The organism is Aureibaculum flavum, assembly GCF_016406085.1.
In the GTDB taxonomy this organism is placed as follows: Bacteria; Bacteroidota; Bacteroidia; order Flavobacteriales; family Flavobacteriaceae; genus Aureibaculum; species Aureibaculum flavum.
In genome coordinates, this window is record NZ_JAEHFJ010000003.1 from 100,111 (window position 1) to 123,118 (window position 23,008).

Sequence of the window (23,008 nt, forward strand, 5' to 3'; positions counted from 1 at the left end):
AACGCGTAACGGTTAGTTTTTTTTACATCATTAATGACGAAATCTGAGCGTATAAAACAAAAAAAAACGCTTAACTAAATGTTAAGCGTTTCCAAATTATTGTTAGTAAAACGTAAACCTATCCTAAGTAAGTTCTTAAAATCTTACTTCTTGAAGTATGTTTTAATCTTCTAATTGCTTTTTCTTTAATTTGACGAACTCTTTCGCGAGTTAAGTCGAAAGTTTCACCAATTTCCTCTAAAGTCATTGGTTGAGCTTCACCCAATCCAAAATACAAGGCAACAACATCAGCTTCTCTTGGAGTTAAGGTTTCTAAAGCACGTTCAATCTCAACTTTTAAAGATTCGTGTAATAAGCTTTTATCAGGATTTGGAGACTCACCAGAACGCAATACATCATATAAATTTGAATCTTCTCCTTGAATTAAAGGAGCATCCATAGATACGTGACGCCCTGCATTTTTTAACGACTCTTTTACGTCATTAATAGTCATGTCTAATTCTTTTGCAATTTCTTCTGCAGAAGGTGGTCTTTCATTATCTTGTTCTAAACGGGCATATGTTTTATTAATTTTATTAATAGAACCAATTTTGTTTAAAGGTAAACGTACAATTCTTGATTGCTCAGCTAATGCTTGCAAAATAGATTGTCTAATCCACCATACCGCGTAAGAAATAAACTTAAAACCTCTAGTTTCATCAAAACGTTTAGCAGCTTTTATCAAACCTAAGTTACCTTCATTAATTAAATCTGGTAAGGTTAAGCCTTGATTTTGATACTGCTTAGCAACAGACACTACGAAACGTAAATTAGCTTTTGTCAAACGCTCTAAAGCCACTTGATCACCAGCTTTAATACGCTGAGCTAATTCAACTTCCATATCAGCAGTAATTAAATCAACTTTACCTATTTCTTGTAAATATTTATCTAATGATGCTGTTTCGCGGTTAGTTACCTGTTTTGTTATTTTAAGTTGTCTCATGTAATTTCTGCTGTTTTATTAATGTTAAATTTTGTTGTGTACTATATATACGTTACTAGTTACTGAAATGTTACAATTATTTCACTTTAAATTAAAAAAAGATGAATTTGATGTTAACAATTTCCCTAATTAGAACACTTATAGACGTTAAATTCCTATTAATATTATAAATAAGACGATAAAAATCTGTTAAAACTATCCTTCGCAGAGTTGTTTTCAAACAACAATAATGACATTGATTACAACTATAGCAGGTGTTACATAAAGCATTTGGAAGAAATAAAACATTGAAAATTATTTTCACTCGTAAAATGTTAAGCAATGGATAGTATATCTTTAAAACAAAAAAACCTGTCAATAATAATATTGACAGGTTTTAAATTTATAAAATCTAGAAGAAATTAATCTCTTCTTGGTTTTCTATCATCGCGACGGTTATCACGTCCGCGATTGTCTCTTCCTTTATTTTCTCTTGGTGGTCTTTCAACAAAACCTTCTGGTTTTGGTAAAATAGCTTTACGAGAAACTTTTTCTTTACGTGTTCTTGAATCAACACCGAAATATTTTACATCAAAAACGTCTCCCATATTAACGACATCGCTAACATTTTCTGTACGTTCCCAAGCTAATTCACTTACGTGCAATAACACTTCGTTACCTGGAGCATCCATATATTCAACTACAGCACCAAAATCTAACATTTTGATAACTTTAACTTCGTATACCTTACCAACTTCAGGTTTGAACAATAAAGAATCTATTTTTGCCATTACAGCATCAATACCTTTTTTACCAACACCTAAAATTTCAACAATACCTTCTTCAGTTATTGGATCTTCGTTAATAACGATAGTAGTCTCAGTTTCTTTTTGCATTTCCTGAATTACTTTTCCACCAGGTCCAATTAAGGCTCCGATAAATTCGTTAGGAATACGTCTTGTTACCATTGTAGGAGCATGCTCTTTAACATCAGCATTTGGTGTAGCAATAGTATCTGTTATTTTTTCTAAGATATGTAAACGACCATTACGAGCTTGATTTAGTGCATTTACTAAAATCTCATAAGACAATCCTTTTACTTTTATATCCATTTGACAAGCGGTAATACCGTCTGCCGTACCTGTTACTTTAAAGTCCATATCACCTAAATGATCTTCATCACCTAAGATATCAGATAAAACAGCATATTTCCCAGAATCTCCATCAGAAATTAATCCCATAGCAATACCAGAAACTGGTTTTGTCATTTGAACCCCAGCATCCATAAGAGCCATTGTACCAGAACAAACTGTTGCCATAGAAGAAGAACCGTTAGATTCTAATACTTCTGAAACAACTCTCACTGTATAAGGACAATCCGCAGGTATCATTCCTTTTAATGCACGTTGAGCTAAGTTACCATGTCCTACCTCTCTACGAGATGTTCCACGGATAGGTCTAGCTTCTCCAGTACAGAAAGGAGGGAAATTATAATGTAAGTAGAAATTTTCTTCACCTTCATGAGAAGGCATATCAATTTTATTTGCATCTCTAGAAGTTCCCAACGTTACGGTTGCTAAAGCTTGCGTTTCACCTCTTGTGAAAATTGCAGAACCATGAACAGATGGTAAGTAATCTACTTCACACCAGATAGGTCTAATTTCGTCAGTTTTACGACCGTCTAAGCGTAACCCTTCATTTAAGGTAAGATCACGAATAGCCGCCTTTTCAGCAGCACGATAATATTTAGAAACTAAACCACCAAAATCTGCTAATTCTTCTTCAGAAAAAGTTGCTTTGATTTCCTCTTTTATTTCAGAAAATGCTGCACTTCTTTCATGCTTAGAAGATCCTGCTTTTGCAATGGCATATACTTTATCGTACGCCATGTCATAAACTTTTTTTGCTAAATCTTCGTCAGATCTTTCTTCAGGGTATTCACGAACTTCTTTCTTTCCGAAAGCTTCAGCTAATCTTAATTGAGCAGCACATTGTACTTTAATTGCTTCATGTGCAAACTTGATAGCTTCAGTCATTTCTTCTTCAGAAATTTCATCCATTTCACCTTCAACCATCATTACAGAATCAGCAGAAGCACCAATCATCATGTCGATGTCAGATTCTGCCAACTGAGCTCTAGTTGGGTTAATTACAAACTCACCATTAACACGACCTACTCTGGCTTCAGAGATAGCACATTCAAATGGGAAATCTGACAATTGGATAGCTGCAGATGCTGCCAATCCTGCCATTGCATCTGGCATAACATCATCATCATGAGACATTAACTGAATCATAACTTGAGTTTCAGAGTGATAGTCTTTAGGGAATAACGGACGTAAAACTCTGTCCACTAAACGCATTGTTAATACTTCACCATCACTTGGTCTTGCTTCTCTTTTAAAGAATCCTCCTGGGTAACGCCCAGCAGCAGCAAATTTTTCGCGATAATCTACCGTTAATGGTAAAAAATCAAGATCTTTTTGTTCGTAGTTAGAAACAACTGTACATAATAACATACATTTTCCTGATTGCACAACAACGCTACCGTGAGCTTGTTTTGCTAACTTTCCTGTTTCTAAAGAAATGGTTCTTCCATCTCCTAAATCGATAATTTCGGTAAAAACCTTAGGTATCATAAATAAATTTTTTAACCCATCTATTGATAGGTGTAATTAAACAATTGGTTACCGTCAGGCTGGACGGTCAGGTTGTGTGTTGTGTGTTAACCAATGAAAAGAAGTAAGCTTTTTTTATCCTGAAACCCCCGAATTCATCGGGGCAGGATTAATAAAAAAGAGGCATAAAGCCTCTTTTTGTTATTTTCTAATATTTAACTCTTGAATTAACTCACGATATTTTACAATATCAGTTTTAATCAAGTAATCAAGTAAATTTCTACGTTTTCCTACTAATTTTACTAGAGAACGCTCTGTATTAAAATCTTTACGATTCTTTTTTAAATGTTCTGACAAATGGTTGATTCTGTAAGTAAATAAGGCTATTTGACCTTCAGTTGAACCTGTGTCTTTTTCTGATTTTCCGTGTTTTTTGAAAATCTCTGATTTTTTTTCTGCTGCTAAATACATGCTAACATTAAGTTTTTTTAATTAATAATTTTTATGTATCGAATTATTTCGAGCGGCAAATATAAAACTATTATTCCGATTAGCAATAGCTCGCATTAAGTAATGAGCATAACATCTCTGAATATAAAAGACAATGTATCCATTTATAGAGACGATAAATTGATTTTAAATATCAGACTTCTAAAAGAAAAATCTTTTTAATCTTCACCATAAACGAGTTCTAAAAAATCTTCTTTTCGAATATCTCCAAAATATTCACGGATAGCAATGCTTTTTAATGCCATTGAAATATCTTCTTTTTCATAACGGATTCCTTTCAATAAATTTTCAATATTTGAAACGGGTTCTTTACCAAAGAAATCACCATAGATTACAAATTCTTTGATATACCCTTTTTCTACAAATATTCTCAAATCAATTTCGCCTATTGGAAAACGCTTTGTACGTTGAATATTGAATTTAGGTGAACGTCCGTGGTTCCAATCCCAAGTATCATATTTTTCAGCTTTCAGTTGATGTACAGCATTCCATTCATCTGCAGTAAGATAATAACTTTCAAAAGGTTCACTTTCTTCATAAAGTCCTTCCAACAATAATTTTTTAAATTGTTCGATTTTCATCGGGTTATTCAAAAACTCTGAAATATTAGCTACTCTACTTCGAACAGATTTGTGACCTTTCGATTCAATTTTGCTCATTTTAACGTTTAATGCGTGTACTACTTCAGCCAAATCAGTGTCAAAAAGCAAAGTACCATGACTAATCATTCGCTTACCAGTAGAAAATTGAGCAGTGCCAGAAATCTTCTTCTCTTCTACTTGAATATCGTTTCTGCCTTTTAGTTCGGCATCAAGACCTAATTGCTGTAATACTTTTATAACTGGAGCCGTAAACTTCTTGAAGTTGTTTAAACTTTTATTGTCGTGATTCGTAATAAAACTAAAATTAAGATTTCCAAAATCATGATAAACCGCACCACCTCCAGAAACTCGGCGAACAACATGAATATTGTTATCTGTTACGTACTGTTGGTTTATCTCTTCTAACGTATTTTGGTTCCTACCTATTATTATCGAAGATTCGTTGATGTAGAATAACAAGTAATCTTGGTCACTACTAAAGTTTCTCAACGCATATTCTTCAAGAGCAAGATTTAGACGCGGATCTGTAACTCCTTCATTTTCTATAAAAATCATTTTACTTTTTATTTGAAGGTAAAGATAATGATTTTAGATTATTTTTAGGCCTTTTCCTTAACTTGAGGCTCCGTTCTAATTGGTAAATTCTGAATCAAATCAATATATAGATTAATCTGTTCTTTTAGATTTTTACGCTCTATTATTTTATCTAAAAAACCGTGTTCTAAGACAAATTCTGAACGCTGAAAACCTTCAGGTAAATCTTTACCAGTAGTATCTTTTACAACACGTGGTCCTGCAAAAGCAACAAGTGCATTTGGCTCAGCAAAATTTACATCACCTAACATGGCATATGATGCCGTTGTACCTCCCGTAGTTGGATCTGTACATAATGAAATATATGGAACACCTGCCTCAGCTAACTGAGCTAATTTTGCAGATGTTTTCACTAATTGCATCAAAGAATAAGAAGCTTCTTGCATTCTTGCTCCTCCTGATTTTGAAATTATTAATAATGGAATTTTATTTTTAATTGAATAGTCTATTGCTCTAGCTATTTTTTCACCGACAACACTCCCCATTGAACCTCCAATAAAAGAAAAATCCATGGCAGCAATAACCAATTCTTTACCAAAAGACTCACCAACGGCAGTTCTTATAGCATCTTTTAATTTTGTTTTTTCCTCAGCATCCTTTAATCGATCTGTATATTTTTTTGTATCGGTAAACTTTAAAGGATCTTTAGATGTTATTTTAGCATTAAGCTCCGTAAATTTATTTTCATCAAACAAAATTTCAAAGTACTCATTACTTCCAATTCTTACATGGTAACCATCCTCTGGACTCACGTAAAAATTTTCTTTCAACTCCTCAGTATCAACAATTTTACCACTAGGTGTTTTGTACCAAAGTCCTTTTGGTACATCTTTTTTATCTTCAGTAGCAGTTTGAATTCCTTTATCTTTTCTTTTAAACCAAGACGACATATTATATAAATTTATTAAGATGCAAGTTACTAAAAAATAAGAAAGCCCAACAAAAATTAAATTTTATTGGGCTTTTTAATTAAAAAGGTTTTTTACAATGTGTTAACATTGTTTAAATCTTCAAAGGCTTTTTTAAGTCTAGTTACAAAAGTATCTTCACCTTTACGCAACCATACTCTTGGATCATAATATTTTTTATTTGGAGATTCAGGACCGTCTGGGCTACCAATTTGAGCTTTCAAATAATCAGCTTTTTCAATCATATAATCACGAATACCTGACATAAATGCATATTGCATATCTGTATCAATATTCATTTTTATAACACCATAACCTATTGCTTCTCTGATTTCTTCAACAGTAGAACCTGATCCACCATGAAAAACAAAATCAATATGATTATGCTCAACACCATATTTTTTGGTAACATATTCTTGTGAATTTCTAAGAATTTTTGGAGTTAACTTTACATTACCTGGTTTATAAACACCATGAACATTACCAAATGCTGCAGCTATAGTAAATTTATCACTTATTTTAGAAAGTTCTTCATATGCATAAGCAACTTCTTCAGGTTGAGTATATAATTTTGATTCATCAACATCACTATTATCAACACCATCTTCTTCACCACCAGTAATACCTAATTCAATTTCCAACGTCATTCCCATTTTACTCATACGAGTCAAATAAGTTTTACAAATCTCTATGTTTTCCTCAATTGGCTCTTCTGAAAGGTCAATCATGTGACTACTATACAAAGGCTTGCCTGTTTCTTTAAAATGTTGTTCACTAGCATCTAATAAACCATCAATCCAAGGTAATAATTTTTTTGCACAGTGGTCAGTATGTAAAATTACTGGCACACCATAAGCTTCTGCCAATATATGAATATGTTTAGCTCCGGCAATAGCACCTAAAACAGCTGCTTTCTGATTTTCATTGCTAAGTCCTTTTCCTGCATTAAATTGAGCACCTCCGTTAGAAAATTGGATGATAACTGGAGCATTTAAATCTCTAGCTGTTTCTAACACACCATTAATAGTGTCTGATCCAATTACGTTAACCGCTGGTAATGCAAATCCTTTTTCCTTTGCATATTTGAAAATCTCTTGTACTTGGTCGCCTGTTGCAACACCTGGTTTTATATTGTGAGCCATAATTTATTGATTATAATTGAAATGTAAATTTACAAAAATTAAATAGGATGGAAACAGGAGTAGCTGTAAAAATACGAAAACGTTGTATTTTGTCTAATTTACTTTTTTACATCGCACAAGCAACTGAGATAAACTACGTTTCTGTTTTAAAATGGGTAATTAATACCAATATTATATACAGCATTACCAAAGTTATAATTCTTGAACCATTTATTAGAAGAGCTAAGGTATGGTTCATATGTTTTAAATCCTGCATCTAAACGAAATACTAAAAAACTAAAGTCGTATCTGATACCAAACCCGGAACCTACAGCAATATCTTTTAGAGACGAAAGTCCATTAAACTTTGCTTTACTATCAGTTATGGAAGAGTTCGTTATATCCCAAATATTACCTGCATCAATAAAAAGTGCACTATAAATATTATTTACAACCTGAAAACGATATTCTAAATTTGAGGTTAGTTTTAAACTACCTACATTAAATTCTAATGAGTTGCTTTCAGAGCCTGGACCTAAATCAAAGGTATTCCAAGCTCTAATATCATTAGACCCACCAGCCCTATAACTTCTACTAAATGGTATCGACTCAGAATTACCAGTAAGAAAAGCAGCCCCTATAAATGTTCTATGAACTAATGTTGATTTTGAATTAATACCCCAATATTTTTTATACTCAACTTCGGTTTTTAAATACTGTGCTACTTCTAAACCAAAAAGTTCTTTTTTATTACTCTCAGAAGATTTATTTACAAACATTGATGTAAGATTACCTGAAGAAACTAATTTGGCTGTAAAACCTGAAAAACTGTTGTCAGTAAAACCTTCCCTATTGGTGTAATTATAAGTGTAAGACATTACAGGAACCAACGCATCTTCGGTTAGAATACTTCTAAGCTCTTCTACATCTACAGCTTCTTCATATTCAGTAGGGTTTGATATCGAAAACCCATTAGTATCATCAAGAACATATTCAAGATAATTAGAAGAATTCAAATCGCCATTATCATCATATAATTTTTCTCCACTAGCTGTAGTATAAGTAGCGTCTGGAACTAAAACATCTGAAATATCGTCAAGAAGTTCTGCTTGAGATTCATAAACAGTGAAATATTTATCGGTTCTTAAGTGTCTTATGTATTGAACATTTAATAATTCAAATTTATGGTTGGTAGTAGCTGAACTTTTCCATGTATAGTTTAAACCTCCTGTGATATTCCGTCGGTCTAAACCTATATTTCGTTGTAAGGCTACACTTAATTCAATATTGGTTTTGGGTGTCATCCTTTTGGGAATAATACTTCTCGTGTTTATTGGGAATAATATTCTTGGAAATTTTAAAGTTGCACTTGAACCAATTTCATACGCATTAAAAAAACGATCACTATCTGCAAGTTCTGCTGCTACATTTAAAAAAGAGCCTTGAAATGACACTTCTAATACTTCTGCTCCTCTAAATACATTTCTGTTTGACCAAGACACTTTACCTAATATGCCAAATGGCTTAATATTAGAGGTAATGTACTCATTATCTATTGCAAAAGTGAATTTCTTTTGTGTTGTTAAGTAAATATTTGAAGTAAGCGAACCGTCTTCGTTCTCTTCATATTTAATATCTAATGAGGGTTTAAAATTCTGTAAATCTCTTAAATAGGCTCTTGTTAATTGCTGTTCCGTATCTCTATAAATACTATCCTTTTGAATAATAATGGCGTTTGCCAAATATTTAGGGTTGTATGCCAATTTATTGGTCGACTTAAAATTATACCCATTATAATAAGCAGAATCTTGAATTGCCTTGTTTTTATCAGTAAATGAAAAATCAGTAAACACATTAACTTTAGTAACTTTTCTAATCTGAAAAGGTTCGGTATAAACACTGTCATTTTTTTCAACAACTCTATCATTTATTTCTAAAGATACACTCGTTCTGTATGGAGATAAACCTAATGTATCAATCCAAAATTCCATATTGTTTTTTCCAAAATAATAGACACCTGAATTCCTAAACAATTCAACCAAACGGTCCTCCTCTTTTTCAAACTTGGTATAATCTATTTGATCACCAACTACAACTAGCGATTTATTTCTATATAATTTATATAACGAGTCAAGTACCGGTGAACTAATATCAGTTGTTAAACTATCGATAAAATATGGATTATTTTTTGTGACCAAATAATCAACAGTAATTTTTTTATTATCTTTTTTTATTTGCTTAAAACTAACTTCAGCATCAAAATAGCCTTTACTTTGATAATACTTAGTTAATGAAATTACCGATTTTCTAATTTTTGTACTGTCAGAAATTACAGGGGCATTACCATTTTTCAAAAACCAAGCATTTACTCCATTATAGGCATTTTCCATAGCCTTTACTTGTTTTTGAGAAAAAACATTGACTAATTTTCGTTCTTTATTTGGATTTTTGTCGAGCCACTCTTGAAACTTTATTTCGTAATTTGGTTTTGCAAAATTATAAATATGCAGAGAAATAGGAATTCCGAGTATCTTTGTATTAGGAGTTTGTCTGAGATAACTAATAACATCAGGGTTGCTATTTTTTTTATCATCTACCACAATTGTGTTTTTTGATAGCAGATATTTATCCTGAGGAACCCTTTTGGTTGCAGTACAAGAAATAATTACAACAGTTAATATTATAAATACTATTATTTTAGCAAAATAGTTAAGCAACGTAATTTTCGATTTAAAGGGAATATTTATTAAAACACCAAAAATACTACTATTTAGATGTTAAGCAAAAACGAACATAAGTTAATAACGAGTTTACAACGAAAAAAATACCGAATTCAACACCAATTATTTGTTGCTGAGGGCGTAAAGGTTGTAAACGAATTTTTAAATTCTAATCTTCAACTCCATAAGTTATTTTGTACTGAAGACTATTCCAATTCCATATCAAAATATGAGCCAGAAATAATTACAGACAAAGAATTATTAAAATTAAGTAAATTATCTACACCAAATAAGGTTATTGCACTATTTAAAATCCCTTTGGCTAATGCCATACAAACAGAAGGTTTAACTGTTGCGTTAGATGCTGTTAATGATCCAGGAAATTTAGGAACTATTATCCGCTTATGCGACTGGTTTGGTGTTTCGCAACTCATTTGTTCTACAGACACTGTTGATTGTTACAATAGCAAAGTGGTGCAGGCCACCATGGGCTCATTAACCAGATTATCAATTATTTACACTGATTTAAACGCATATTTAAACAATGTCAATAGCCCTATTTATGGTGCCGTAATGGATGGAAAAAATGTATACGATACTGAATTAGATAAAAATGGAATTTTAGTAATGGGCAATGAATCAAATGGAATTTCCACTGAAATTGAACATTTATTGAGTCATAAAATAACTATTCCAAAGTTTAGTAAAAACAACACTCCAGAAAGTTTAAATGTAGCAACAGCGACTGCTATATTATTGAATGAATTTAGACGGTAAAATATTATTCAAAAGTCAAGTTTAAGAAAACCCCTCTTGTTCCATAATAGTCTATAGGTAAAGTCCAAGGACTAGCAGGGTTATTATCTCGCACCATTTCATTATTCATTGCAAATATACCTCTAATAGAGGGTGAAAATTTAAAATGTGGTAAATAAAAATCGACCCCTAAACCAACCTCGTACATAAAGTTGTTGGTTTTCATTCTAAATTCACCTTCAAAATTATCATCCGTGTTTTTTTGATTACTTGAGAAGTTATAATCATAAGACACCCCTCCAATTACAAAAGCACGCATATTATCTAACCGATCTGTTCTAAATTGAAGTAACAGCGGAATTCTAAAATAGGTAGCTGGCACTTTTCTTACTCTATCTTTTTCTGTGTCAGGTATAGTTGGGTTAGAAAACGTCAACACTTTAGAGTTACTAGATAGTCCTGGTTCAAGTCTTACATTTAAATTATCACTAATATTATAGCCTAAGACCAGACCAATATTGAAACCATACTTTTCTTCAACATCTACAAACGAGTTAGCAAGCTCATAACTAACCTTAAAGCCTTTTTTGTTAATACCTAAATAATATCCGTAATGGATTTTTTTCTTATCCTTATTAGGGAGGTTTATTACTTTATCTTTTTGAGCAAATGAATTGCCAATAAAAATGAGTACACTAACTATACATAAAAATGATCTATTCATTCTTTTAATATTTTCATTTTGCAGAATGTGTTTTTACACAAACTTCACATTTACAATATATTACAACAAAACGCTGCTTCCAATTTATTTCGTTGCGGTATAAATGGAGGCAGATCCAAAAGTTAGGGGTTTGTTAGTTGCATTATTAAACCCATTTTTCTCTAAAATATTGTTGAACTTTTTGCCATAAGGAAAAACTGCCGCAGATTCTGGCAAATATGTATACGCTCTTTTATCCTTAGACCCTAATTTACCTATGGTTGGGATAATATACTTCGAATAAAAATTAAATAGCTGTTTTACAGGAAATTTTTCAGGTTGTGAAGTTTCTAATACCACAAAAATTCCGTCCGGTTTTAAAACGCGATGAATTTCTTGCAAACCTTTATCTAAATTTTCAAAATTTCGAACACCAAAACCAACGGTAATCGCATCAAAACTATTATCATCAAAAGGTAAGTTTTCAGAATCTCCGATTATCATTTCAATTAATCCGTCAAGTTTTTTTTCTTTAACTTTTTTGATTCCAACATCTAACATACCCTTTGAAATATCTAAACCGACAATCTTCTCTGGCTTTAATTTTGACAACATTATAGCAAAATCACCAGTTCCGGTAGCAATATCAAGTATGGTTTTCGGATTTTTCTGACCTACAATTTGTACTACTCTTTTACGCCATTTTATATCAATACCAAATGTCATAATTCTGTTTATGAAGTCGTAATTACCAGAAACATTGTCAAACATTTCTGCAACTTGTTCTTTTTTACTTAATTCAGAATCTTTATATGGCGTAACTCTATTAGTCATATTGTAAATTTTGCCCTCCATGGTTAAACTTTGGAGTATGAAGTTACAAAGATAATGATTCAAGGCAAACTAACGAACTAATTAATTTTATAAAAACACTTAATAACTCGCTTTAAATAATATAATTAGCTAAACACTTGACAAAGGGTATATGGATATTGTATATTTGCATTCGTTTTTTTTAACACATTAAAAAACCCTCGTATAACATATGAAATTATCACATTTTAAATTTGAACTTCCAGAAGAGTTATTAGCTAGCTATCCTGCAGAGCAAAGAGATGAAGCCAGATTAATGGTCTTAGACAGAAAAACACAAACAATTGAGCATAAATTATTTAAAGACCTTGTAAACTATTTTGATGAAGGTGACGTAATGGTCTTCAATAACACAAAGGTTTTTCCAGCAAGATTGTATGGTAATAAAGAAAAAACTGGAGCTAGAATTGAAGTGTTTTTATTGCGAGAATTAAATGCAGAAAGCAGATTGTGGGATGTTTTAGTTGATCCGGCAAGAAAAATAAGAATAGGAAACAAATTGTTTTTTGGAGACAATGACGATTTAGTGGCTGAGGTAATTGACAATACCACTTCTAGAGGTAGAACATTACGTTTCTTATTTGATGGATCTTATGAAGCATTTAGAAAAAAACTACAAGAATTAGGAGAAACTCCATTACCAAAATATATTGAAAGAGATGTTGAGCCTTTGGATGATGAGAGATATCAAACAATATATGCGAAACATGAAGGAGCAGTAGCTGCACCAACCGCAGGTCTTCATTTTTCTAGACACCTTTTAAAAAGACTTGAAATTAAAGGTATTGACCTAGCTGAAGTTACATTACATGTTGGTTTAGGTACTTTTAACCCCGTTGAAGTAGAAGATTTATCAAAACACAAAATGGATTCTGAGGAAATTGATATTCCTGAAAATGCAGCGAAAATGATTAATAATGCTATTGACACTAAAAAAAGAGTTGTAGCTATTGGTACAACAGTTATGAGAACTTTAGAAAGTTCTGTTTCTGCTGACCATCATTTAAAATCATATAATGGATGGACTAATAAATTTATTTTTCCTCCTTACGAGTTTAGTATTGCAGACGCAATGGTTACTAATTTTCATACACCAAAATCTACTTTAATGATGATGGCAGCAGCTTTTGCTGGTCATGATTTTCTAAAAGAAGCGTATGCATTAGCTATTAAAGAAAAATATAATTTTTATTCTTATGGTGATGCCATGTTAATAATATAATTAGATTTTACAGATTAAACTGGAAAGCCTTATATTAAAATAATATGAGGCTTTTTTTTATACCTTTACAGAAATTACCATTTATGAAAAAAATTCTAGTTTTATTTTTATTAAGCATATCAGCACTCACATCAGCACAGGTTACCAATGAAGGTGAACCTTTTAGCTGGAGCTTGACGAATACAAAAGCTGCTTCTGAATCTATAAAACTACCAAAACTAGATTTAAAACAGCTAAGAACTGAAGACCTTAAAAGTGACAAAATAAAAACAAAACCATACAGAATTGGCGTTTCTAACAAAGTTAATTTCGGATTAAAAAATGCTGGTCGCTGGACAGATTTACCAAACGGAGACCGTATTTGGCAGATTTCATTTGCATCACCGGAAGCATTGCATTTAAGTGTTAATTTTAATAGTTTTTATTTGCCAGAAGGCAGTACTATTTATTTATACAACAATGATAGGTCAGACCTAATTGGTGCCATAACTTCTAACGCAAATAATAATAAAAATGAATTAGGTACTTGGTTTGTAAAAGGAGATCATATTTTCATTGAATATTACGAACCTAAAGAAGTAAAAGGTCTAGGCAAATTAAATATTGGCTCAGTAATACATGGTTATAGATTAGCTCACGAAGTTCAAAACGGCTATATAGAAAAATCAATTTTAAAAATTAATAACTCGGGTCAATGTAATCACGATGTTAATTGCCCAATTGGATCAGATTTTGAAGCTCATAAAGAAGAATTAAAAAAATCAGTTGCTTTCTTAAGTATGGGTGATGGTTATATTTGCTCAGGTAGTTTAATAAATAATACGGCCCAAGATAAAAAACCTTATTTTTTAACTGCAGAACATTGTTTAGAAAGAGAAACAGGAGATCCAGCTGCAAATCCTTCACTGTTTTCCATGCGATTTAATTGGATAAGTCCTAATCCTGTTTGTGCTGCTATTGCAGGAAGTACTGATTCTAATGATGAGTTAACCATGTTAGGATCAACATTAAAAGCTCAATATTCTGAAGCTGACATGTTATTATTGGAAATTAATAATCCCATTCCAACGGATTGGGATGTCACTTTTGCTGGATGGGACAGAAGAGATATTGATCCTACTTTTGAGGTTGGTATACATCATCCGTTAGGTGACATTATGAAAGTTAGCAGAGATGATACAGGTGCTACAAAAACAAATACAGACGGTAAGCAAGTTTGGTTAATTGGTGGAGCAAACGATGGTATTGGCACTGGAGAAGGGTGGGAAATTGGAGTAACTGAAGGCGGTTCTTCAGGCTCACCATTGTTTAATCAAAATGGACATATTATTGGACAATTATACGGTGGAAATGCGGCATGTATTGGAACTTCAGACAATAATGATTATGACCTTTATGGACGATTTGCAATTTCATGGGATAGTGGATCTTCAGCAGCTACTCGTTTAAAAGACTGGTTAGACCCTAAATCTATTGAGCCAAGCACCTTAAACAGTTATTCAAATACTTTAGCTATTGAAAATAATCTTTTAGATAATAAAATTACTTTATATCCAAATCCTTCAAGCGGAATCATTAACATAAAACGAAATGAATTTATAGGAGATTTAACTTATGAGGTGTATAGTTTAATTGGACAAAAGTTAACCGTTAAAACTTTAATTACGAATAATTCTATCAACTTAAATAACTTTTCAAATAATATCTATTTTATCAAAATAACCGAAATAGATACCAATAACACCTCAGTAAAAAAGATTGTATTAAGTAAATAATGAAGAAAAAACAAGACATCAGAGCTTTAACTAAAGAGCAGCTAAGAGACTTCTTTACCGAGAATAACGATAAATCTTTCCGTGGTAATCAAGTATATGAATGGTTGTGGCAAAAAGCAACACATTCTTTTGATGACATGACTAATTTATCAAAAGAGACAAGAACAATGCTTGAAGATAATTTTGTTATCAATCACATTGAGGTTGACCAAATGCAACGTTCTAACGATGGCACCATAAAAAACGCCATTAAGCTGCATGACAATATGATCGTAGAGTCTGTTTTAATTCCAACCGACACCAGAACTACAGCTTGTGTTTCTAGTCAAGTAGGCTGTAGTTTAGATTGTAATTTTTGTGCTACAGCCCGTTTAAAACGTATGCGGAATCTTAACCCCGATGAAATTTACGATCAAGTAGTTGCCATTGATAAACAAAGCAGATTATACCACAAACATAAACTATCAAACATTGTATTTATGGGTATGGGCGAACCCCTGTTAAACTATAAAAATGTATTAGCTTCAATAGAAAAAATTACATCTGATGAAGGATTAGGTATGTCGCCTAAGCGAATTACCCTATCTACTGTTGGAATACCAAAAATGATAAAAAAATTGGCAGATGATGAAGTGAAATTTAATTTGGCCGTTTCTTTACATTCTGGTATAGACGAAGTTCGTTCTAAAATGATGCCGATAAACGAAAAAAGTAATTTAGCGGAGTTATTAGAATCATTACAATATTGGTACACAAAAACGAATCAAAAAATTACTTTTGAATATGTAATTTGGAAAGGAATAAATGACACTCAAATAGATGCCAACGCCTTGGTAGATTATTGTAAGAAAGTGCCTTCTAAAGTGAATTTAATAGAGTATAACGCCATTGATAATGGAGAGTTTCAACAAGCCTCAGTTGCTGCTACTGACATGTATGTTAGAACTTTAGAGGCTAACCGAATTGTGGTTAACGTGCGTCGAAGTCGTGGTAAAGATATTGATGCTGCCTGTGGGCAACTCGCCAATAAAAGTTAAAGACCTCACAGTCCCGAAGCCTTGAGACTGTGAGATCTTACATCCTAGAATTTTAAGGTAACCCCTACCAAAAAGTTAGTAGTTGCCTGCGGATAATATCCTGCTCCTTCTATAGTTGTGGTCGCATTTGGTACTGACCATGTATCATCATACGTATAATAATAGCCATTAGAAACATACTCTTTGTTAAAAATATTATTTACCAAAGCCGAAATTACAATAGATTTGAAGATACTTTTAGGTTTCAATTCATAAAACAAATTAAAATCACTCACAAAGTAGCTCTCTAACTTCGATTTATCTGAATCCGTATTCCCCATGTACTGTTGACCAATATATTTACTTAAAAAAGAGATTTGCAAATTATTTAAGGGTCTATATACAAAAGCATTTGAAGCTACAATATCTGGTGAAAAAGAAATATTTGTTTTCCCTAAATTCACTAATTCTCCATCCAATTGCGTCTTATATTTAATATTTTTATTAGTACTGAATGCAACTGCAGGTTGAATAGCAAATTGATCTAAAAATTGAATTTGTGCATCAAGTTCTAGTCCCAAACGGTAACTCTCTCCACTATTTGCTCTAATAGGTGAACCTACATCGTCCAAGGCTCCTGTTAAAACCAACTGCTCATTATAAAGCATATAGTATATATTACTGTTTACTTTTACATTTCCTTTATCATACCTCCAGCCCAATTCGAAATCATTTAATTGTTCTGGCTTAACATTCGCATTGGTTTCAAAATCATCTTTATTGGGCTCTCTATTCGCTCTTGCATAAGAAAAATAAAGGTTGTTTTCTGGATTTAAAAAATAAGTAACTCCCGCTTTCGGGTTAAAAAAGTTATAATTTTTATCGATAACCAAAGGCACTCTATCAGAATTTAATCCGGTTGTTTTATAATCTACCATTCGTAATTGCAAATCGCCAAAGAGACTAAATTTGTCGTTCAATTTATAAGTGGCTTTAGTAAACAAACTAAAATCTTTCTTAGTTCCGTTACCATCATAATAACGATGATTAATTGAATTATCACCAGAAAATTGTGCCCAAATCACTTCACCAAAATGATCTCCATCATAGTAACTATATGAACCTCCTCCCGTAATATTTAAGTTGTCCTTTTTATAATTTACAGAAGCATTTGCCACATAAAAATCATTATCTAACCACTTACGTCTAACCAAATCTGTTTCATCAATAACTGTAGCACCAACATTAATTTCCGCCAAACCATAATCAGAAAAACTCTCCTCTTCTTTATATTGTTCATAATAACCACGTCCATAAGTGTAATTAAGTCCAATGTTTGTTGACCAGTTATTGGTTATACGTTGGTTCCAATGCAATTGAAAATGGTCTTGTTTATAATCGTCAACTTCATTATCATAAAATTGTGGATTTCCATTAACATCCTTATAACTTCCTGAAATATTATAAGTTCTATTATTCTCTAAAATATCTAAATCCTCAATTCCATTCCAAGCTAAATACGTATTTTCATGTCCACCAAAAACTACCGCTTTTAACAATGTATTATCATCTACATACGCTGCTTGTAAAAAGTAAGATTTTAAATTGGCCTGAGCTCTATCAACATAGCCATCAGATTTTATCTGTGATAAACGCCCTGCAATTTCAATATGATCATTCAGTAAACCAGTACTAAATTTTACAGTATGTTTACGGGTGTTAAAACTTCCAAAAGAATTTGAAATTTCACCGTTTGCACTTTCAGAAATGGCATCAGTTAGCACGTTTATACTTGCACCAAATGCACCAGAACCGTTTGTAGAGGTACCCACACCACGTTGTAATTGTAAATTTTCTACTGACGAAGAAAAGTCAGGTAAATTAACCCAAAAAGTACCTAAAGACTCTTGGTCATTATAAGGAATGCCATTAATAGTAATGTTAGTAGATTGTGCACTAACGCCACGAACTCGAATACCTGTGTAACCAATACCAGCCCCTGCATCACTTGTAGTTACAACCGAAGGCATATAATTCATTAAAATAGGAATATCTTGACCTAAATTACGTTTTTCAATTTCAACTTTCTCAAGATTTGAATGCGTTATCGGAGAAGAAGCATCAACGCGTACTGCTTTTACCAATACTTCGTCTAGTAACTTTGGATTTTCAACAATTCTAACATCTAATTTTTTATCTGCATAGAGGTAAAATGATTTTGAAATAGATTGCCCCATAAAACTAAAAACCAATGTATATTGACCTTTACTAAGGTTTAATTTATAAAACCCTTTAAGATCAGTGGCTGTACCACTGTCTGTGTCTTTAATTAATACCGTTGCACCTGTTAAGGGTTGCTCGTTTTGGTCAAAAACGTTACCTGAAACAGTAAATTCTTGTCCGTAAACACAAAAAGAAAGCACAAAAAGAAATGCGAATAGAAATAAATTTTTCATACGATTAAGTATAGTTTTAAATAATTAATCGAATAAAAAGAGGTAATTATTCTTCAGTTTATATAATTGATTTTTTTGAAGCCATAACTTCAATGAACAATGAAAAGTACAAATGACTTTTTAATGTCAACTTCCCTAAACAGCATTATCTGTTCTAGGTTCAATGGGTATAATCTCAGCCGATATTAGGCACCCCTTTATTGAGACAATGCAAATGTAGAGTAGAATTATCAATTACCAACAATCATTTATATTTATTTTTTAAATCTATGAAAATTAGCTCCTTAAAATTTAGAAATGTAAGTTCAATAATATTTATATTGAAAATACAGCAAATAACTAATATTTATCTTAAAAAATAAAACTATTGATAAAAAGAGCATCTATACACCAAACATTTATTAACAACACTTTAAAAACAGTTGAAAAGTTAATGTTTTCTTAAAGTTGCAATTGCTTTAAAAACATTATTTTTGCACGGTAAAATTTAAAACTAATTCAATTTACGCACATGAAAAAAATTACTCAATTATGTTTGATGTTATTGTTTTTTGTAATGTCATCAGCAATTTATGCACAAACCATTACAGGTACCATTCTCGATGAATCAGGGCCTTTACCTGGAGCCAATATTATGGAAAAAGGGACAACTAATGGTACTACAACAGATTTTGACGGAAAATTTTCGTTAAATGTAAAAGAAAACTCTGGTTCAATAGTTGTTTCTTTTATAGGCTTCACAAATAAAACAGTAAAATTTACTGTTGTGGCAGGTGAAACTAAAGATTTAGGATCAATAACATTAGCTTCTGACAATGCATTGGATGAAATTATTGTTACCGCTGTTTCTTTTGCAGTTGATAGAGAAACTCCGGTGGCTGTTTCTACTATTAAAGCTCAAGAAATTGAAGCTAAATTAGGGTCTCAAGAATTTCCTGAAATTTTAAAATCAACACCTGGGGTATATGCCACAAAATCTGGTGGTGGTTTTGGAGATGGTAGACTATCTTTAAGAGGTTTTAGCTCTGAAAATGTTGCTGTAATGATTAACGGTGTCCCGGTTAATGATATGGAGAACGGTGCGGTTTACTGGTCTAACTGGGCTGGTTTAGCAGATGTAACTAGTGCTATGCAAGTTCAAAGAGGTTTAGGTGCTTCTAAAGTTGCTGTACCTTCAATAGGTGGTACTGTAAATATTTTATCAAAAACTACTGATGTAGAAAAAGGAGGTAGTATTAGTGTAGGTGTTGGTAATGATGGTTACCAAAAATATGGAGCTACTGTTTCTACTGGCTTATTAGATAGTGGATGGGCAGTTACTGCTTCTGGAGCCAAAACGAAAAGTGACGGTTATATTGATGGAACGCAGGCTGAAGGATATAACTATTTTTTGAATGTTTCTAATCAATTAAATGATAATCATAAAATATCATTTACTACTTTCGGAGCTCCACAATGGCACGGCCAAAGACAAAATAGAAGTACTATTGAAACGTATAGAAATGCAGAAAGTGGTACAAGATTCAATCCAGATTGGGGTTTAAGAGACGGTAACGTTGTAAATATTGAAGACAACTTTTATCACAAGTCACAATCTTCTTTAAATCACTATTGGACAATAGGTGAAAAGTCTAGTTTATCAACTGCATTATATGCCTCTTGGGGTAATGGTGGTGGTGGTGGAACTGCTGGTGATTCTAACTTATTCAAACAAAGAATAGGTGGAGACGATCAACCCGTTGATATTGACAACATTGTAGAAATAAATAGAGCTGCTGGTGCACAAGGTTTTGGATCTGAAGCTTATTTGAGAGCTTCAAGAAATGACCACAGTTGGTTTGGGGCATTATCAACGTTTAAAACGGACTTAAATGATAATTTGGCTTTTGTAGCAGGTGTAGATTTAAGAACTTATACTGGTAAACACTTCTCTGAAGTAACTGACTTATTAGGAGGAGCATATGCTTTAGACAATAATAACGTAAACAACCCTAACGCTGCATTGCAAGTTGGTGACAAACGTGATTACTGGAATGATGGAGATGTAGGATGGCAAGGTTTATTTACTCAATTAGAGTATAATAACGATGTTCTGGCTGGTTTTATTTCAGCGTCAGTTTCAAACACTTCTTATAGAAGAGTTGACTACTTTAACTATTTAGACAGCGATGATTTACAAGAAACTGATAAATACAATTTTGCTGGATTTGGTATAAAAGGGGGTGCAAATTACAACCTAAATGAAAACAATAATGTTTTTGTAAATATTGGTTATTTAGAAAAAGCACCAGGTTTCGATGCTGTTTTCTTAAACTATGATAACGAACATATTAATGAAGACGCAGTGAATCAAAAAATATTTAGTTTTGAATTGGGTTACGGATATAGAAGTGAAAAATTTGCAGCTAATGTAAACCTTTACCATACTAAATGGGATGACAGATCATTTACGGACAACTTTACAGAAGACAATATTGATTACTTTGTAAATTTATTAGGTGTAAATGCTTTACATCAAGGTGCTGAGTTTGACTTTAATTACAGACCTTCAGATAAATTAACTTTAACAGGTATGCTATCTTTAGGAAATTGGGAATGGGATAATAACGTTTTAGACGTTCAAGTTTATGACGAAGCTAACAATGCTGTTGGAGACCCAATTGATTTATACATTGAAGGTTTAAAAGTTTCTGATGCCGCACAAACAACTGCAGCTTTAGGTTTAAACTATGAAGTAATGGATAAAACTTTTTTCTCAGTAGATTATAACTATTTTGGTAATTACTATGCTGATTTCGATCCTAACGACAGAACTACGGAAGGTGCTCCACAATCTTGGAAAGCTCCAGATTATAGTACTTTTGATGCGAGTGTAAGATATGGTTTTGACTTTGGTTCTTTTGACGCTGTATTAACTGCACGTATGAATAATGTATTTGATGCAGAGTATATTGCTGATGCTAGAGATGGTGCAGATCATGATGCTGCTACTGCTTTAGTTTGGTATGGTTTCGGAAGAACATTTAACTTTAGTGCTAAAATTAATTTTTAAACAAAAAAACATGAAAAAAATATTTTATTTAATACTAGTTTTAGGTGTAGTTTTAACAAGCTGTGATCCTATGGACGATATTCATGCTGAAATAGATGCTCAGCAAAAGGTAATAACTGGCGAAATTAATTTGACTTTATCTGATGATGATTATGATGATTTAGATTTGAGTTATGGTAGCTTCAACTCTGTTGATGATGCTAAAACTATGATTCCAGGTTTACTTACAGAAAAATATCCTGTTTGGGGTGAAGGTTCTTTAGTAACAGCAACTTTTAAATGGTATAATCCTATTAAAACATATGATGCTCCAATTTATACGTTGACAAACGACGAACAAAATGAGGTAACCGGAAGTACGTACGGTAATTTTGATAGAGATTATTACATCTTCGACTATTTAGAAGCAAAATACCCTAACCCAAGTGAAGGTGATTTTTATTCTCTTAGATATGATTATTACAATGGAAATAATATTACTTTAACGGATGGGTTTGCTTACGAAAATGGAGATTGGACCAAATTTACTGGTTTTACAGAAGATCAGTATAATGCTATGGGAGAATCATACCCTAACTTTTCTAGTGCTGATGAGGCTGATGCCAAAATACCAATTGCTTTAATAGACATTAATAAATATGACCCTAAAGAAGCAGGATATATCGCTTTAGCAATGTACGAATTGTATGTTGGTGGCGGTGTAACAAAAAGTTTTACAAGTGCATATGTTTTTGATGGCACTTCATGGTCTAAATACAATAATGTAGCCAATGAAACTATCAAATTTGGCCATGATGGTACTACTTGGGTACCAGATAATACAATTAAATATACGTTAACCAGTGCTGATTATGAATTAGTTGGAAATGGTAATTATGGTAATTTTGATGTTAGAGCAGGTAAAGCAGAAGAAAGTGAAGACGTTCGTTTAGAAAAAATAAATACAATTTTATTAAACAACTTCCCTAGTGATGCAGAAGGTCAAAAATATTCAGTTTCGTATAATGTATACAATGGTGCAAACGCAGTTTACACTATGAATGTTATTAAAGTAGGTTCTGAATACATACTTCAATAAAATTTAAAAATTAAAAATTTAAACCTCCCAATCTTTATTAGAT

Annotated in this window: 16 protein-coding genes; 6 read left to right on the forward strand and 10 right to left on the reverse strand. The window is 32.3% G+C overall.

Features of this window, described 5'->3' with window-relative positions; genetic code table 11:
- Positions 1 to 118: 118 nt before the first annotated feature.
- The 7 genes from JBL43_RS06390 to tamL all read right to left on the reverse strand — a co-directional run bounded on the left by JBL43_RS06390 (position 119) and on the right by tamL (position 10,031).
- Positions 119 to 982 (reverse strand): sigma-70 family RNA polymerase sigma factor, encoded by an 864-nt coding sequence (locus JBL43_RS06390; RefSeq protein ID WP_117879914.1) that lies wholly within the window; start codon positions 980 to 982, stop codon positions 119 to 121.
- 401 nt (positions 983 to 1,383) lie between these two features.
- Positions 1,384 to 3,600 (reverse strand): polyribonucleotide nucleotidyltransferase, encoded by a 2,217-nt coding sequence (locus JBL43_RS06395; protein WP_198840641.1) that lies wholly within the window; start codon positions 3,598 to 3,600, stop codon positions 1,384 to 1,386.
- A 180-nt stretch (positions 3,601 to 3,780) separates the two neighbouring features.
- Entirely contained in the window at positions 3,781 to 4,050 is a 270-nt protein-coding gene (rpsO, locus tag JBL43_RS06400) for a 30S ribosomal protein S15 (protein ID WP_198840642.1), read from the reverse strand.
- A 197-nt stretch (positions 4,051 to 4,247) separates the two neighbouring features.
- On the reverse strand, positions 4,248 to 5,246 hold the full coding sequence (gene lplA / locus JBL43_RS06405; RefSeq protein ID WP_198840643.1) for a lipoate--protein ligase: 999 nt from the start codon (positions 5,244 to 5,246) through the stop codon (positions 4,248 to 4,250).
- A 44-nt stretch (positions 5,247 to 5,290) separates the two neighbouring features.
- Positions 5,291 to 6,175, reverse strand: a complete 885-nt coding sequence (gene accD, locus JBL43_RS06410; protein WP_198840644.1) for an acetyl-CoA carboxylase, carboxyltransferase subunit beta — start codon at positions 6,173 to 6,175, stop codon at positions 5,291 to 5,293.
- 92 nt (positions 6,176 to 6,267) lie between these two features.
- Complete coding sequence (fbaA, locus tag JBL43_RS06415) at positions 6,268 to 7,335, reverse strand: class II fructose-bisphosphate aldolase (RefSeq protein WP_198840645.1); 1,068 nt, start codon at positions 7,333 to 7,335, stop codon at positions 6,268 to 6,270.
- 146 nt (positions 7,336 to 7,481) lie between these two features.
- Complete coding sequence (tamL, locus tag JBL43_RS06420; protein ID WP_198840646.1) at positions 7,482 to 10,031, reverse strand: translocation and assembly module lipoprotein TamL; 2,550 nt, start codon at positions 10,029 to 10,031, stop codon at positions 7,482 to 7,484.
- 57 nt (positions 10,032 to 10,088) lie between these two features.
- On the opposite strand from tamL, the gene JBL43_RS06425 reads away from it, so the two are divergent.
- The gene (locus JBL43_RS06425) at positions 10,089 to 10,811 is read left to right on the forward strand and encodes an RNA methyltransferase (protein ID WP_198840647.1); all 723 of its coding nucleotides are present in this window, start codon (positions 10,089 to 10,091) and stop codon (positions 10,809 to 10,811) included.
- A 4-nt stretch (positions 10,812 to 10,815) separates the two neighbouring features.
- Here the strand turns inward: JBL43_RS06425 and porT are convergent, their stop codons facing one another.
- Together porT and ubiE are read right to left on the reverse strand one after the other, a co-directional pair.
- Positions 10,816 to 11,514, reverse strand: a complete 699-nt coding sequence (gene porT, locus JBL43_RS06430; protein ID WP_198840648.1) for a type IX secretion/gliding motility protein PorT/SprT — start codon at positions 11,512 to 11,514, stop codon at positions 10,816 to 10,818.
- Positions 11,515 to 11,598: 84 nt separating this feature from the next.
- On the reverse strand, positions 11,599 to 12,327 hold the full coding sequence (gene ubiE, locus JBL43_RS06435; RefSeq protein ID WP_198840649.1) for a bifunctional demethylmenaquinone methyltransferase/2-methoxy-6-polyprenyl-1,4-benzoquinol methylase UbiE: 729 nt from the start codon (positions 12,325 to 12,327) through the stop codon (positions 11,599 to 11,601).
- Positions 12,328 to 12,538: 211 nt separating this feature from the next.
- Here ubiE and queA point away from each other — a divergent pair, with 211 nt between their 5' ends.
- The 3 genes from queA (at position 12,539) to rlmN (ending at position 16,400) form a co-directional block, all read left to right on the forward strand.
- Entirely contained in the window at positions 12,539 to 13,588 is a 1,050-nt protein-coding gene (gene queA / locus JBL43_RS06440) for a tRNA preQ1(34) S-adenosylmethionine ribosyltransferase-isomerase QueA (RefSeq protein WP_198840650.1), read from the forward strand.
- An 83-nt stretch (positions 13,589 to 13,671) separates the two neighbouring features.
- Positions 13,672 to 15,363, forward strand: a complete 1,692-nt coding sequence (locus JBL43_RS06445) for a T9SS type A sorting domain-containing protein (protein WP_198840651.1) — start codon at positions 13,672 to 13,674, stop codon at positions 15,361 to 15,363.
- Positions 15,363 to 16,400: a dual-specificity RNA methyltransferase RlmN gene (gene rlmN / locus JBL43_RS06450; RefSeq protein ID WP_198840652.1), complete on the forward strand. Its 1,038-nt coding sequence runs from the start codon at positions 15,363 to 15,365 to the stop codon at positions 16,398 to 16,400. The genes JBL43_RS06445 and rlmN overlap by 1 nt, the downstream gene beginning before the upstream one ends.
- 44 nt (positions 16,401 to 16,444) lie before the next feature.
- Here rlmN and JBL43_RS06455 read toward each other — a convergent pair whose 3' ends face one another.
- Complete coding sequence (locus JBL43_RS06455; RefSeq protein ID WP_198840653.1) at positions 16,445 to 18,835, reverse strand: TonB-dependent receptor; 2,391 nt, start codon at positions 18,833 to 18,835, stop codon at positions 16,445 to 16,447.
- A gap of 511 nt (positions 18,836 to 19,346) precedes the next feature.
- Here JBL43_RS06455 and JBL43_RS06460 point away from each other — a divergent pair.
- Both JBL43_RS06460 and JBL43_RS06465 read left to right on the forward strand, forming a co-directional pair.
- On the forward strand, positions 19,347 to 21,887 hold the full coding sequence (locus JBL43_RS06460) for a TonB-dependent receptor (RefSeq protein WP_198840654.1): 2,541 nt from the start codon (positions 19,347 to 19,349) through the stop codon (positions 21,885 to 21,887).
- Between the two features lie 10 nt (positions 21,888 to 21,897).
- Complete coding sequence (locus JBL43_RS06465) at positions 21,898 to 22,965, forward strand: hypothetical protein (RefSeq protein WP_198840655.1); 1,068 nt, start codon at positions 21,898 to 21,900, stop codon at positions 22,963 to 22,965.
- The last annotated feature ends 43 nt before the right edge of the window (positions 22,966 to 23,008 follow it).

Coding starts and splice junctions, on each gene's coding strand:
- JBL43_RS06395 (WP_198840641.1), bottom strand. CDS start 3,600: ATGATACCTAAGGTTTTTACCGAAATTATCGATTTAGGAGATGGAAGA.
- fbaA (WP_198840645.1), bottom strand. CDS start 7,335: ATGGCTCACAATATAAAACCAGGTGTTGCAACAGGCGACCAAGTACAA.
- rpsO (WP_198840642.1), bottom strand. CDS start 4,050: ATGTATTTAGCAGCAGAAAAAAAATCAGAGATTTTCAAAAAACACGGA.
- lplA (WP_198840643.1), bottom strand. CDS start 5,246: ATGATTTTTATAGAAAATGAAGGAGTTACAGATCCGCGTCTAAATCTT.
- JBL43_RS06390 (WP_117879914.1), bottom strand. CDS start 982: ATGAGACAACTTAAAATAACAAAACAGGTAACTAACCGCGAAACAGCA.
- JBL43_RS06445 (WP_198840651.1), top strand. CDS start 13,672: ATGAAAAAAATTCTAGTTTTATTTTTATTAAGCATATCAGCACTCACA.
- JBL43_RS06465 (WP_198840655.1), top strand. CDS start 21,898: ATGAAAAAAATATTTTATTTAATACTAGTTTTAGGTGTAGTTTTAACA.
- ubiE (WP_198840649.1), bottom strand. CDS start 12,327: ATGACTAATAGAGTTACGCCATATAAAGATTCTGAATTAAGTAAAAAA.
- JBL43_RS06455 (WP_198840653.1), bottom strand. CDS start 18,835: ATGAAAAATTTATTTCTATTCGCATTTCTTTTTGTGCTTTCTTTTTGT.
- queA (WP_198840650.1), top strand. CDS start 12,539: ATGAAATTATCACATTTTAAATTTGAACTTCCAGAAGAGTTATTAGCT.
- accD (WP_198840644.1), bottom strand. CDS start 6,175: ATGTCGTCTTGGTTTAAAAGAAAAGATAAAGGAATTCAAACTGCTACT.
- rlmN (WP_198840652.1), top strand. CDS start 15,363: ATGAAGAAAAAACAAGACATCAGAGCTTTAACTAAAGAGCAGCTAAGA.
- JBL43_RS06425 (WP_198840647.1), top strand. CDS start 10,089: ATGTTAAGCAAAAACGAACATAAGTTAATAACGAGTTTACAACGAAAA.
- JBL43_RS06460 (WP_198840654.1), top strand. CDS start 19,347: ATGAAAAAAATTACTCAATTATGTTTGATGTTATTGTTTTTTGTAATG.
- porT (WP_198840648.1), bottom strand. CDS start 11,514: ATGAATAGATCATTTTTATGTATAGTTAGTGTACTCATTTTTATTGGC.